Genomic DNA, 14,052 nt, shown 5'->3' on the forward strand with positions numbered 1-14,052 from the left:
GCGATGCTGGCGCACTTCGAGCGCCTGGCGCTTGCGGCCGGGCGTTTGGTCATGGACGTGTTCCATGCCGGCATATCGGTCGAACACAAGCTTGACGCCTCGCCGGTGACGGTGGCGGACCGGGCGAGCGAAGAGCTCATCCTTGCGGGCCTGCGCGCAGAATACCCGGACATCCCTTGCGTGGCGGAAGAGGAGGCCGCCGAGGGACTTGCGCCGCGTGATCCCGGGCAGACGTTCTTCCTGATCGACCCGCTCGACGGGACGAAGGAATTCGTCAACCGCAACAGCGACTTCACGGTCAATATCGCGCTCGTCCGACAAGGCGCTCCGGAAATCGGCGTCGTCTATGCGCCGTGCAGCGGACGATTCTTTTCCGGCCGGCCGGGCAGGGCGGAATCGATCGAGGTCTCGCCGGAGTACGACATTGTCGGGCGCCGCAGGATTTTCGTGCGCGAGGGCAGGACGCCGCTGACCATCGTTGCCAGCCGCTCGCATCGCACGCCCGAGACCGACGAGTTCATAAGAGGCATCGAGGCGGCGGAGATCGTTTCGGTCGGATCGTCGCTGAAATTCTGCCTGATCGCCGGCGGCGAAGCGGATGTCTATCCGCGTTTCGGCCGCACGATGGAGTGGGACACGGCGGCCGGCGACGCGATTTTGCGCGCGGCAGGCGGCATGACCTGCACCACCGATGGCAGGCCGCTGGCCTACGGGAAGCGCAGCCAGCCGGGTGAGGCCGACTACGCCAATCCGTCCTTCATCGCCAGCGGCAGCATTTCATAGGCCGTTGGCTGGTTATTCGGCCGCCTGCGCGGTCTTGGTTTCGATGAAGCTGCGGATCGCGCCGACGATCCGGTCCTGGTCCTTGACCGTGAGGTAGGGATGCATGGGCAGGCAGAGAATCCGCTTGGGCAGCGATTCTGAGACGGGCAGCCCGCCCGGCGCGACAGGGTATTTCCGGTACGCCACCTGCTGGTGCAGCGGCTTCACATAATAAATGACCGAAGGAATGCCCTGTTCCTGGAGGTGAGCCTTGAGTTCGTCGCGGTACGGCGTCTCGATGGCGTATTGCGCCCAGGCCGAGCGGCTGCCTTCCGGCACATGGGCGGTCTTGACCAAATTGTGCAGAGCGCCGCGATAGCGCTCGGCCACGGCTTGGCGCGCGACCATTTCGTCCTCGAGGATGGCGAGCTTTTCAATCAGGATGGCAGCCTGCAACGTATCCAGCCGTGAATTCAGGCCGACATGGATGTTGTCGTACTGGGTCTCGCCCTTGCCATGGAAGGCGAAGGAGCGGAGCTTTGCCGCCATCTCGTCGTCATTGGTGAACATGGCGCCGCCATCGCCGTAGCATCCGAGCGGCTTGGCCGGATAGAAGCTCGTCGCGCCGACGCTCCCGAAGGAGCCGCACATACGGCCTCCAGTCGAGCCGCCGATCGCCTGCGCGGCGTCCTCGATCACCAGCAGGTTTTCGCGCTCGGCGATCTCCGAGATTGCCGCGTAGTCGGCGCCGAGCCCGAACAAATCGACCGGAATGATTGCCCGCGGCGTCAACCGGCCCTCTTTCTTGACCATGGCGATCGCCGCTTCGAGGCTGGCGATATCGATATTGTAGGTGTCCGCGTCGACATCGACGAAGACCGGCTCGGCCTTGGCGAGCGCAACGACCTCGGCCGTCGCGGCGAATGTGAAGCTCGGCACGAACACGGCATCGCCCGGCCCGATGCCCGAGGCGTAGAGCGGCAGAAGCAGTGCGTCCGTGCCGTTGGCGCAGGCAACCACGTGCTTGACGCCGACATAGGCGGCGAGCTGGTTCTCGAACTCGGTGACCTCCGGCCCGAGAATGTAGCGGCCGTCATCGACCACCCGGTCGATCGCCGCCTTCAGCCGGTCCCGAATTCTTTCGCGCTGCGCGCCGAGGTCGATAAACTGCATGCCTGCTCCGAAACGTGCCCTGTCAGATCTCGCGCCGCTGATAGCATGAGTTGATTTGGCCAAGAAAGCGCAAGGCGGGACTGCATTGCCGCGGCGCGGCGTCGCGCGTTACCGGCTGATGTGAGCATGGGCCGCGGAATCCGGCGCATAAGGGCACATTCTGCTTGCCGAGGCTGACGTTTACGGAACCTCCGGAAACATAAAGTGATGCAGGTTCGACGTCTTCAGGCGATTTCATGCCGCCAGGGCGGATTTGCGCCGGCGCGCGATACCGTGATGGCCGCAGCCTTGGCTCCGAGCGTGAGCGCGTCGCGAATGGCCTGTTCGGAAAGCTCTTCCAGGGCGGTTTTCGACAACAGGCCGCCATCGTGCAACGACGCGAGTATGCCTGCGTTGAAGGTGTCGCCTGCACCCACAGTGTCGACGACCGTGACACGTTCGGGCATTACGGAAACGGTGTGGCGCTTGGTGTAGCCGACAGCGCCCTTGCTGCCATGGGTCACGACGATAAGCTTGGGCCCGCTTTCGAGCCATTTGCGCACCTGGACTTCCTCGGAGCCCTCGTTTCCAAACCAGGCGAGATCCTCGTCGGAAAGCTTGATGATGTCTGCCAGCGCCATCATCCGGCGTATGCGGTCATTGTGCTTTTCCTTGTCGGGAATGAAGCCTGGCCGGATATTGGGGTCGAGCATCGTCACGCGCCGGTCAGCTTCCCGCTTCATCAGCGCCTCGTACGTCGAGCCGCATGGCTCCGGGATCAGGCTGATCGCGCCGAACAGCATCGCCTCGACATCATCGCCAAGAAGCGGAAGGTCGGCTTCGGTGAGCATGCGGCCGGCTGTGTTCTCATCGTAGAAGGTGTAGGTCGCGTGACCGTCGGCCAGCCGCACGAACGCCAGTGTGGTTGGCCGCGCCGAAACGTCGGCATAGCGGGAGCCCGCATTGCTGGAGGCCAGCACCTCGCGGATCTGCTGGCCGAACAGGTCCGACGACAGGCCGGAGAAGAACTCGACCGGTACGCCGAGCCGCCCGAGCGCGATCGCCGTGTTGAAGATCGCTCCGCCGGCGTAAGGCGCGAATGCCGCTTCCCCCGCTGTGCTTTCGCGAGGCAGCATGTCGATGAGCGCTTCGCCACAACACAGGATCATTATTTCCAACTCCGACGTCTACGCGCCCGATACGGGCGGCTGGCGATAGCAATAACGCCTGGCGCGGCGAACCGGCAACCGGCCAGCACGGGCGATCCGGGCGGCATCTTCGCTATCCTCAGGAAAGCCGCGTGTCGCCGATGAGGAAGCGCTCCGACAGCGGCAGGCTTGCGCCGCCGAGCGCGCGCGCATGTATGCCGACCGTGCCCTCTCGAACCAGCGGGACCGTCAGCCCTTCCACATCGACCTTCTGCAGCGATGTCTTGACCGCTTCGACCAACCGCTTGCGGATCGGCTCCGGCATCCAGCCATCGATAATCGCAGCTTCGAAATCGATCACGGCGGAGGCCGCGACGATGGCATAGGCAAGCGCGTCCGCCGCGGTCGACATCCACGAATCCAGGTCGGGACCGATGTCGCCCCAATCTTCCGGAGAGGTCCACAGATGCGATGCGTCGACGCCCTTGCCGTTGAGCGTGCGTTCAAGAATGGCGATGGACGCCACATCGATCAGCTGGATGGGACAGCCGTCCGGGCCGGGCACCGGCATCGAACCCAATGCGCCGGCATTGCCGCTGGGGCCGGTATAAAGCCGGCCGTTCAGAACCAGCCCGCCGCCGGCAAACGCGCCGATGTAAAAATAAACGAAGTCGCGCAGCTGTCCGCTTTGCCCGAACACCAGTTCGGCGCCGCATGCCGATGTCGCATCGTTTTGCAGATAAACAGGGAAATCGCACTGCTGACGAATCCGCTCGCGAATGTCGAGATGACGCCACTGGTCCATTATCTCGCGCGGCGCTCCGGCTGTTTCCGCCCAGTTCCAGAGCTCAAAGGGCATGGCGATGCCTAGACCGGCGATGCGCTTGTGCTGCTCCTCGTCGAGGCTGGCGCGCAGCTCCGCGATGCCGGATTTGACGAACTCGATCGTCTCCTCGGGCGCGGGAAAGTGATAGGAATGCTGGAGCATCGCGCGGACATTGCCGAGGAAATCGATCAGCACGAGTTCGGCGCTGCGCCGGCCGATCTTCAGCCCAAGGAAATAGGCCCCTTCGGGGTTGAGTGACATCGGGATCGACGGCTGGCCGATCTTTCCACGCACCGGCTCTTCGCGCAGGAGCAGCCCGTCGTCCTCGAGTTCGCGCATGATCACCGAGACGGTCTGCGCAGAAAGCTTGGTCATGCGCGCAATGTCGGACTTGGCGAGGCTGCCATGGCGGCGAACGAGCGAGAGCACGAGCCGCTCGTTATGGTCCCTCATTCCGCTCTGGTTCGTGCCATGATGAAACCGGCTCTCCCCCAGTTCGCGCGAACCGTGCCTGAGATCGCCGGATTGCACCTATTCCTCCCGATTGCTCGTTCTTGTCTTTTTCGCAAGAATGACCAGCAATCTCCGGCCTGTCAATAATAAATAAGAGTGATTTAATTATTGACAAACCAATTTGGCTGCTGTTTTCTGATACGAGATTGCCGGGGCGACAGCGCCTCGACATCTGGAAAGATGCCGGCTTTCGGCATCGGTCGTGTTTTCACTGGGAGGATAACCGTGACCAAAACCGCACTTCTGAAATCCACCGTTTTCGGTGCCGCCGCCGCCGCTCTTCTGGCTTTCGCGCCCTCGGCTTCCGCTGCCGATGTCAGCGCCTGCCTCATCACCAAGACCGACACCAATCCGTTCTTCGTCAAGATGAAGGAAGGCGCCACCGCTAAGGCGGCGGAACTGGGCATCACGTTGAAGGCATACGCCGGCAAGGTCGACGGCGATTCGGAAAGCCAAGTCGCTGCGATCGAAAGCTGCATCGCCGACGGCGCCAAGGGCATCCTGATCACGGCGTCCGACACCAAGGGCATCGTCTCGACGGTCAAGAAGGCGCGCGACGCCGGCATTCTGGTCATCGCGCTCGACACCCCGCTTGATCCGCTCGACGCCGCCGACGCGACCTTTGCGACCGACAACTTCGAGGCGGGCCGGCTGATCGGCGCGTGGGCTGCCGCGACGCTGGGCGACGGGGCGAAGGATGCGAAGATCGGCTTCCTCGACCTGACGCCGGACCAGCCGACCGTCGACGTGCTGCGCGACCAGGGCTTCATGGCGGGCTTCGGCATCGACACCAAGGACGTGAACAAGATCGGCGACGAGGACGATCCGCGCATCGTCGGCCACGACGTCACCAACGGCAACGAGGAAGGCGGCCGCAAGGCTATGGAAAACCTCTTGCAGAAGGATCCGTCGATCAACGTCATCCACACCATCAACGAACCTGCCGCCGTCGGCGCCTACCAGGCGCTCAAGGCCGTCGGCATGGAAGGCAACGTGCTGATCGTTTCGGTCGACGGCGGCTGCCCCGGCGTGAAATCAGTAGCCGAGGGGGTGATCGGCGCCACGTCCCAGCAATATCCGCTCCAGATGGCCGCGCTCGGCATCGAGGCGATCGCCGCCTTCGCCAAGGACGGCACCAAGCCCAAGCCGACCGAAGGCAAGGAATTCTTCGATACCGGCGTCAATCTGGTGACCGACAAGCCGGCCGAAGGCGTCCAGTCGATCGATACCAAAGAAGGCACGGCGAAGTGCTGGGGCTGAAAAAGCCGATGTGAATTCTACTCCGACGGCCATCTGACGGCGTCTTCTACGCTTCCGGTGCTCACGGACTTATGTCCGCTCCGCGCCGGTTCTCGAAGCCATCCGCCATCTGACTCACCGGAGCGAATTCTCATCCGGCTTTTGACGAGCCTTCGAATCGCCTACCCGGTCGGGGCTTGATCCCCGACCGGTTTAGACTGACGATACATTTCGCCGAATTTCTTACGCCGGCAAAGACCGGCGGCTTTCGGCAGGAAACGCCACGCGTTCGCGCGACGGGAGGTAGGTAGCATGGCCGAGGCTCAAGAATTCGAAAAGGTTCTGTCGGGCAGCGACACGTCGGTCGCGGCGTTCGAGGATCACGGCGCATCGTTCGTGACGCGGATACAGCATTTCCTGCACTCGACGCCGGCGGCGGTCCCGCTGATCGTGCTTTTGCTGGCCATCGTCGTTTTCGGCCTGAGCATCGGCGGACGGTTCTTCTCCTCCTATACGCTTACCTTGATCCTCCAGCAGATAGCTGTGGTCGGCATTCTAGGCGCGGCGCAGACACTGGTGATCCTGACGGCGGGCATCGACCTGTCGATCGGCGTCGTGATGGTGATCTCGGCGGTCGTCATGGGCAATTTCGCCGTGGGCTACGGCTGGCCCACGATTATTGCGGTCCCGGTTGGTCTTGTGGTCGGCGCGCTTTGCGGACTGCTGAATGGGGCTTTGGTCGCCTATGTGAAACTGCCCCCCTTCATTGTGACGCTGGGAACGTGGAACATCATCATGGCGACGAATTTCATCTACTCCGCCAACGAGACGATCCGCGATGCGGACGTTGCTGCCCAGGCGCCGCTCCTGCATCTGTTCGGGACGAGCATCAAGGTCGGAAATGCGGTGCTGACCCTGGGCGTTATCGCCATGGTGGTTCTAGTTCTTATCCTCTGGTACGTCCTCAACCATACCGCCTGGGGGAGGCACGTCTACGCGGTTGGCGACGATCCCGAGGCGGCGAAGCTTTCGGGCATTGAGACGAAAAAGGTTTTGATGGCGGTCTATGCCCTGGCCGGGCTGATCGCTGCGTTCGCCGCATGGGTCGCGATCGGCCGCAACGGTTCGATCTCCCCTTCCTGGGCGGTCACCGACTACAATCTGCAGGCCATCACCGCGACGGTCATCGGCGGCATATCGCTGTTTGGCGGGCGCGGCTCGATCCTCGGCACGCTGTTCGGCGCAATGATCGTCGGCGTCGTCTCGATGGGCCTCAACATGCTCGGCGCCGATCCGCAATGGAAAGTGCTTCTGACCGGCGTGCTCATCATCGGCGCCGTCGCCATCGACCAATGGATCAGAAAGGTTTCGGTGTAGCCATGACCACCACGCAACCGCTGCTCACCGCGCGCGGGCTGACCAAGCGCTATGGCCGCGTCACCGCGCTCGACAATGCCGATTTCGACCTCTATCCGGGCGAGATCCTGGCGGTGATCGGCGACAACGGCGCCGGCAAATCCTCGCTGATCAAGGCGATCTCCGGCGCAGTCCATCCCGACGAGGGCGAGATCCGCCTGAACGGCGAGGTCATCAATTTCCGGTCACCGATGGAAGCGCGCGACGCCGGCATCGAGACGGTCTATCAGAACCTCGCCCTGTCGCCTGCGCTCTCGATCGCCGACAACATGTTTCTCGGGCGCGAGATACGCAAGCCCGGCTTTCTCGGCCGGTGGTTCAGGATGCTGGACCGCCCGGCCATGGAAAAGCGCGCTCGGGAAAAGCTGACAGAACTGGGCCTGATGACCATCCAGAACATCGGCCAAGCCGTCGAAACGCTTTCGGGAGGACAGCGCCAGGGCGTCGCCGTCGCGCGTGCGGCGGCGTTCGGCTCGAAGGTGGTGATCATGGACGAGCCCACGGCGGCGCTCGGCGTCAAGGAATCGCGCCGCGTTTTGGAACTCATCCTGGACGTGAAGCGGCGCGGCCTGCCGATCGTACTCATCTCGCACAACATGCCGCACGTGTTCGAGGTCGCCGACCGCATCCATATCCACAGGCTCGGCCGGCGTCTCTGCGTGGTCGATCCCAAGCTGATCTCGATGTCGGATGCCGTCGCCTTGATGACTGGCGCCAAGAAGCCGCCCGAGGAGGCGCTTGCGGCGTAGCAGTAATCGCCAACGGCGATTTTAATCGATTGTGCTTGCCGCGAGATCGGATAGCATAAAAGTGGGAGGAATCTGGAGCTACGCCGCTTTGACGGGGCTCCAATTCGAAAACGCTCAAGAGGCGATATGACGCTTGTAAAGACAACCGAACTCCCACGGCTGAATTTGACAAACTCCGACCCCAAAGCACTCGCTGCCGAAATCCTGCAAGCCCTGAAATACAGGGTCGGCAAGGATGCGGCGGTCGCAACGCGCGAGGACTGGCTGACCGCTGCGATCAAGGTGGTGCGCGATCGAATCGTCGACCGCTGGCACGAATCCACCAAGGAGGCGTACGAAGCGGGCGCCAAGCGCGTCTATTATCTGTCCTTGGAATTCCTGATCGGCCGGCTGATGCGGGATGCGTTCTCCAATCTCGGCGTGATGGACGCAATGCGCGAGGCGCTCGCAACGCTCGGCGTCGACCTGGACGTGATTGCCGCGCTGGAGCCCGATGCCGCACTCGGCAATGGCGGCCTGGGGCGGCTTGCCGCCTGCTTCATGGAAAGCATGGCGACCGTCGGCGTGCCGGCGCATGGCTATGGCATCCGCTATGCCAACGGCATGTTCCGCCAGGAAATCCACGACGGCTGGCAGGTCGAATTGCCCGAGACCTGGCTCGATCACGGCAATCCATGGGAGTTCGAACGGCGGGAACGCTCCTTCGAGGTTGGCTTCGGCGGAACGGTCGAGTCGGTGACCAGCAAGGACGGACGCCTGGAGCGCCATGTCTGGAAGCCGCATGACCGGTTGCTGGCCGTCGCTTACGACACGCCCGTCGTCGGCTGGCGCGGCGCCCGCGTCAACACGCTGCGGTTGTGGTCGGGAATGCCCATCGATCCGATCCTGCTCGACGCCTTCAACGCCGGCGACCACATCGGCGCGCTGCGTGAGAGCAACAAGGCCGATGCGCTGTCTCGCGTGCTCTATCCCGCCGATTCGAGCGAAGCCGGCCAGGAACTGCGGCTGCGGCAGGAGTATTTCTTCTCCACCGCCTCCCTCCAGGACATCATCCAGCGCCATCTCAGCCAGTATGGCGACCTGCTGTCGTTGCCCGACAAGGCGGCGATCCACCTCAACGATACCCATCCAGCAATTGCCGTCACCGAGCTGATACGGCTCCTGATGGATGTGCATCTGCTCGATTTCGATACTGCATGGGACATCAGCAAGCGGACCTTCGCCTACACCAACCACACGCTGCTGCCCGAGGCGCTGGAAAGCTGGGCGGTGCCGCTGTTCGAGCGGCTGCTGCCGCGGCACATGCAGATCATCTACGCGATCAACGCCGAGATCCTGCTTGAAGCGCGCGCCTCGGATCAGTTCAGCGGCGAGGAGATCAGCCGCATCTCGCTGATCCAGGAGAATGGCGAGCGCCGGGTCCGCATGGGCAATCTGGCCTTTGCCGGTTCCCACTCGATCAACGGCGTGTCGGCGCTGCACACCGAATTGATGAAGGAAACGGTGTTCGCCGACCTCCACCGGCTCTATCCCGAGCGCATCAACAACAAGACCAACGGCATCACGCCACGACGCTGGCTGTTCCAGAGCAATCCCGGGCTGACGACGCTCATCCGTGAGGCGATCGGCGACCGCTTCCTGGACGACATCGACGCGCTGGAGGAACTGGACAGGTTTGCCGAGGACGCCTCGTTCCGCGAGCAGTTCGCGTCGGTAAAGCGCGCCAACAAGGAGCGGCTGGCGTCGCTGGTGATGGAGCGCCAGGGCGTCAGGGTCGATCCGTCGGCGCTGTTCGATATCCAGATCAAACGCATCCACGAATACAAGCGCCAGCTCCTGAACATTATCGAGGCCGTGGCGCTCTACGACCAGATCCGTTCGCATCCCGAACGCGATTGGATGCCGCGCGTAAAATTCTTCGGCGGCAAGGCGGCGCCCAGCTATCATAACGCCAAGCTGATCATCAAACTGGCCAACGACGTGGCCAAGGTGATCAACCGCGATCCGGCGGTGCGGGGGCTGCTGAAGGTGGTGTTCGTGCCGAACTACAATGTCAGCACGGCCGAGATCATGGTTCCCGCCGCCGACCTGTCCGAGCAGATTTCGACCGCCGGCATGGAGGCTTCCGGCACCGGCAACATGAAGTTCGCCCTGAACGGCGCCCTAACCATCGGCACGCTTGACGGCGCGAATGTCGAGATCAAGGAGTGCGTTGGCGACGACAACATCTTCATCTTCGGCCTGACCGCCGCCGACGTCGCCGAGCGGCGCGACAATGGCTATGCGCCGCGTTCGGTCATCGAGGGCTCGCCGGAACTTTCGCAGGCGCTGGCGGCGATCTCGTCAGGCGTCTTTTCGCCCGACGACCGCAATCGCTATCGCGACCTGATGGATGGCCTCTACCAGCATGACTGGTTCATGGTTGCGGCCGATTTCGACGCCTACGCCGACGCGCAGCGCCAGGTCGACGCCGTCTGGCGCGACAGTCCAGATTGGTATGCCAGGGCAATCCGCAACGTCGCGCGAACGGGATGGTTCTCATCGGACCGCACAATTCGCCAATATGCCAACGAAATCTGGAACGTCCCGGCATGATGTGATTTCCTGACCGTAGTGCGGAAGCCTGAGGAGGGGCGCCGACCATGAAGAAGCCGCGTGCGACCGCCGCGACGAAAGAGCTGCCCGGCCTCACCGCGCGCGGCGATGTCGAGGCGATTGTTTCGGGCAGGCATGGCGATCCGTTTTCGGTCTTGGGAGTTCACGAAGCAGGCGGCAGGCTGGTGGCGCGCTGTTTCGTGCCGCACGCGGAATTCGTGACCGCCTTCACGCTTCAGGGAAAGAAGGCAGGCGAGCTTGCCCGCGTTCACGACGCCGGGTTCTTCGAGGGCAAGCTGACGATCCGCAAGCGCCAGCCACTGAAATACCTGGCGAGAAACGCCGGTGGAGAATGGCGGCTGACCGACCCCTATTCGTTCGGGCCGGTCCTGGGGCCCATGGACGACTACTTCATCGCCGAAGGCTCGCATCTCAGGCTTTTTGACAAGCTTGGCGCGCATCTCATCTCCCATGAAGGCGCGTCAGGCGTGCATTTCGCGGTCTGGGCGCCCAATGCCCAACGCGTCTCGGTCGTCGGTGACTTCAACGAATGGGACGGCCGCCGCCATTCCATGCGTCACCGCATCGATACCGGCATCTGGGAAGTGTTCGTGCCCGATCTCGGCGCGGGCCGGCCGTATAAATATGAGATCATCGGGCCGAAGGGCGAAAAACTGCCCTTGAAGGCCGATCCGTTCGCTTTCCGCTCGGAACTGCGGCCGGCGACGGCTTCGGTGACCACCCCGCCGCTTCGGCACGAATGGGGCGACGAGGAGCACAAGGCGTTCTGGCGGGACGCGAACATCCGGCGTGAACCCATCTCGATCTACGAGGTGCACGCTGGCTCGTGGCAGCGCCATCCGGACGGCTCCTTTCTGTCGTGGGACGAACTCGCCGACCGGCTGATCCCCTATGTCGTCGATACCGGCTTCACGCACATCGAGTTCATGCCGATCACCGAGCATCCCTATGATCCGTCATGGGGCTACCAGACGACCGGACTTTACGCACCCACTGCACGATTCGGCGAGCCGGAAGGCTTTGCGCGCTTTGTCGATGGCGCGCATCGGGCGGGCGTCGGCGTGATACTGGACTGGGTGCCGGCGCATTTCCCGGTCGACGAGCACGGCCTGATCTGGTTCGACGGCACCGCACTCTACGAGCACGCCGACCCGCGCAAGGGCTTTCATCCCGACTGGAACACCGCAATCTACAATTTCGGCCGGCGCGAGGTCGTGTCGTTCCTGGTCAACAATGCGCTGTTCTGGGCCGAGAAATACCATCTCGACGGCCTGCGCGTCGATGCGGTCGCCTCGATGCTCTACCTCGACTATTCGCGCAAGGCGGGGGAGTGGATCCCCAATGAGCTTGGCGGGCGCGAGAATCTCGAAGCGGTGAAGTTCCTGCAGAAGATGAACATCGCCGTCTATGGCGCGCATCCGGGCGTCATCACCATCGCCGAAGAGTCCACTTCGTGGCCGAAAGTGTCGCAGCCCGTGCACGAAGGCGGGCTGGGCTTCGGCTTCAAGTGGAACATGGGCTTCATGAACGACACGCTGGAATATCTCGCGAAGGAGCCGATCCACCGCAAGCACCACCATGGCGAGATCACTTTCGGGCTGGTTTACGCCTTCAGCGAAAATTTCGTGCTGCCGCTCTCACACGACGAGGTGGTGCACGGCAAACGCTCGCTGCTTACCAAGATGGCCGGCGACGACTGGCAGAAATTTGCGACCCTGCGCGCCTACTACGCCTTCATGTGGGGCTATCCCGGAAAGAAGCTTCTGTTCATGGGACAAGAGTTCGCCCAGCGCGACGAATGGAGCGAAGCCAGGCAACTCGACTGGCAGGTTCTCGACCATGCGCCGCATCGCGGCGTGCGGCAGTTGGTGCGCGATCTCAACTATCTCTACCGCTCGCGCCCGGCTCTTCATGCGCGCGATTGCGAGCCGGAGGGCTTTTCCTGGCTGGTTGTCGATGACAGCCAGAACTCGGTGTTTGCCTGGCTGCGTACAGCTCCGAGCGGCAATCCGGTCGCCGTGATCTCGAACTTCACGCCTGTGCCGCGCGAAAACTACCGTATTCCGCTGCCGGCTGCGGGGCGGTGGCGCGAGGTCATGAACACCGACGCCACCGATTATGGCGGGTCGGGCAAGGGAAATGCGGGTGTGGTCGTGGCGACGGAAAGTGCTGGAGGCGGGATCTTTGGCACCCTGCTTCTTCCGCCGCTGGCCACGATCATGCTCGAATGCATGCCGGAATGAGTAGATTGGGAGGGTAACATGGCGGACATGAAACTGAGCCAACCGCTGGCGCGCGACGCGATGGCCTATGTGCTGGCTGGCGGGCGCGGCAGCCGCCTTAAGGAACTGACCGACCGCCGCGCTAAGCCGGCCGTCTATTTCGGCGGCAAGACGCGGATCATCGATTTCGCCCTTTCGAATGCCCTGAATTCCGGCATTCGCCGCCTCGGCGTCGCGACGCAGTACAAGGCGCATTCGCTGATCCGCCACCTGCAGCGTGGCTGGAATTTCTTGCGGCCCGAGCGCAATGAGAGCTTCGACATCCTGCCGGCGAGCCAGCGCGTTTCGGAAACGCAGTGGTATGAGGGCACCGCCGACGCGGTTTACCAGAACATCGACATAATCGAGAGCTACGGCCCGGAATACATGGTGGTTCTGGCTGGCGACCACATCTACAAGATGGACTATGAGATGATGCTGCGCCAGCACGTCGAGGCCAACGCCGATGTGACGGTGGGCTGCCTCGAAGTACCACGCATGGAGGCGACCGGCTTCGGCGTGATGCACGTCGACAAGAAGGACAACATCATCTCCTTCATCGAAAAGCCCGCCGACCCGCCCGGCATCCCGGACAAGCCCGACTACGCGCTCGCCTCCATGGGCATCTATGTTTTCAGGACGAAGTTCCTGATGGACCAGTTGCGTCGCGACGCCGCCGAGCCGGATTCCAGCCGCGACTTCGGCAAGGACATCATCCCTTACATCGTCAAGCACGGTAAGGCGATTGCGCACCGCTTCGCCAAGTCATGCGTGCGTTCGACTGCGGAAAACGAGGCGTATTGGCGCGATGTCGGAACTGTGGACGCCTATTGGGAGGCGAATATCGACCTGACCGATATCACGCCGGAACTGGACCTTTACGACCGCGATTGGCCGATCTGGACTTATGCCGAACTGAAGCCGCCGGCAAAGTTCGTCCATGACGAGGATGGCAGGCGCGGCGAGGCAATATCCTCACTCGTTTCGGGCGACTGCATCATTTCCGGCGCTTCGCTGAGGCGCAGCCTGATCTTCACCGGTGCACGCATCAATTCCTATTCGACGCTCGAGGAAGTCGTCATGCTCCCCGACTGCTATGTCGGGCGCAGCGCGCGCCTTCGGCGGGTCGTCATCGACCATGGCGTGAAAATCCCCGAGGGGCTGGTGGTCGGCGAAGACCCGGTGCTCGACGCCAAGCGCTTCCGCGTATCTGAAAAAGGCATCTGCCTGATCACGCAGGAGATGATCGACAGGCTGGAGAGCTGAGAGTGAGTGCCGGGGACAGTTTACTTTCTTTCCGCAGAAAGGCCGAAACGCTTCAAGGCTGGCGCGGGCAGAAAAAAGTAAACTGTCCCCCGTGCTTGCATTGG

At 62.7% G+C, this 14,052-nt stretch carries 10 protein-coding genes; 7 read left to right on the forward strand and 3 right to left on the reverse strand.

Annotated elements, in window-relative coordinates; genetic code table 11:
• Nucleotides 1-3 precede the first annotated feature (3 nt).
• Complete coding sequence (gene cysQ / locus G6N73_RS14070; RefSeq protein ID WP_165028653.1) at nucleotides 4-783, forward strand: 3'(2'),5'-bisphosphate nucleotidase CysQ; 780 nt, start codon at nucleotides 4-6, stop codon at nucleotides 781-783.
• 12 nt (nucleotides 784-795) lie between these two features.
• On the opposite strand, the gene G6N73_RS14075 is transcribed toward cysQ, so the two are convergent.
• The 3 genes from G6N73_RS14075 to G6N73_RS14085 all read right to left on the reverse strand — a co-directional run bounded on the left by G6N73_RS14075 (nucleotide 796) and on the right by G6N73_RS14085 (nucleotide 4,419).
• Nucleotides 796-1,935 carry a DegT/DnrJ/EryC1/StrS family aminotransferase gene (locus G6N73_RS14075; protein WP_165028548.1) on the reverse strand — a complete coding sequence of 380 codons (1,140 nt, stop codon included), beginning with the start codon at nucleotides 1,933-1,935 and terminating at the stop codon, nucleotides 796-798.
• A gap of 224 nt (nucleotides 1,936-2,159) precedes the next feature.
• A complete protein-coding gene (locus G6N73_RS14080) occupies nucleotides 2,160-3,083 on the reverse strand; it encodes a carbohydrate kinase family protein (protein WP_165028550.1) in 924 nt (307 codons plus the stop codon).
• 118 nt (nucleotides 3,084-3,201) lie between these two features.
• Complete coding sequence (locus G6N73_RS14085; protein WP_165028552.1) at nucleotides 3,202-4,419, reverse strand: ROK family protein; 1,218 nt, start codon at nucleotides 4,417-4,419, stop codon at nucleotides 3,202-3,204.
• Between the two features lie 207 nt (nucleotides 4,420-4,626).
• Here G6N73_RS14085 and G6N73_RS14090 point away from each other — a divergent pair, with 207 nt between their 5' ends.
• The 6 genes from G6N73_RS14090 (at nucleotide 4,627) to glgC (ending at nucleotide 13,948) form a co-directional block, all read left to right on the forward strand.
• Complete coding sequence (locus G6N73_RS14090; protein WP_343044623.1) at nucleotides 4,627-5,661, forward strand: sugar ABC transporter substrate-binding protein; 1,035 nt, start codon at nucleotides 4,627-4,629, stop codon at nucleotides 5,659-5,661.
• A 291-nt stretch (nucleotides 5,662-5,952) separates the two neighbouring features.
• Nucleotides 5,953-7,017: an ABC transporter permease gene (locus tag G6N73_RS14095; RefSeq protein WP_165028556.1), complete on the forward strand. Its 1,065-nt coding sequence runs from the start codon at nucleotides 5,953-5,955 to the stop codon at nucleotides 7,015-7,017.
• Nucleotides 6,993-7,805, forward strand: a complete 813-nt coding sequence (locus G6N73_RS14100; RefSeq protein WP_206078847.1) for an ATP-binding cassette domain-containing protein — start codon at nucleotides 6,993-6,995, stop codon at nucleotides 7,803-7,805. Before G6N73_RS14095 ends, G6N73_RS14100 begins: the two co-directional genes overlap by 25 nt.
• A 126-nt stretch (nucleotides 7,806-7,931) precedes the next feature.
• Nucleotides 7,932-10,400, forward strand: a complete 2,469-nt coding sequence (locus G6N73_RS14105) for a glycogen/starch/alpha-glucan phosphorylase (protein ID WP_165028560.1) — start codon at nucleotides 7,932-7,934, stop codon at nucleotides 10,398-10,400.
• A gap of 47 nt (nucleotides 10,401-10,447) precedes the next feature.
• The gene (glgB, locus tag G6N73_RS14110) at nucleotides 10,448-12,664 is read left to right on the forward strand and encodes a 1,4-alpha-glucan branching protein GlgB (RefSeq protein ID WP_165028562.1); all 2,217 of its coding nucleotides are present in this window, start codon (nucleotides 10,448-10,450) and stop codon (nucleotides 12,662-12,664) included.
• An 18-nt stretch (nucleotides 12,665-12,682) separates the two neighbouring features.
• Complete coding sequence (gene glgC / locus G6N73_RS14115; RefSeq protein WP_165028564.1) at nucleotides 12,683-13,948, forward strand: glucose-1-phosphate adenylyltransferase; 1,266 nt, start codon at nucleotides 12,683-12,685, stop codon at nucleotides 13,946-13,948.
• Nucleotides 13,949-14,052: the final 104 nt, after the last annotated feature.

The sequence above is a fragment of the Allomesorhizobium camelthorni genome, from assembly GCF_011045125.1.
Lineage (GTDB): Bacteria > Pseudomonadota > Alphaproteobacteria > Rhizobiales > Rhizobiaceae > Allomesorhizobium > Allomesorhizobium camelthorni.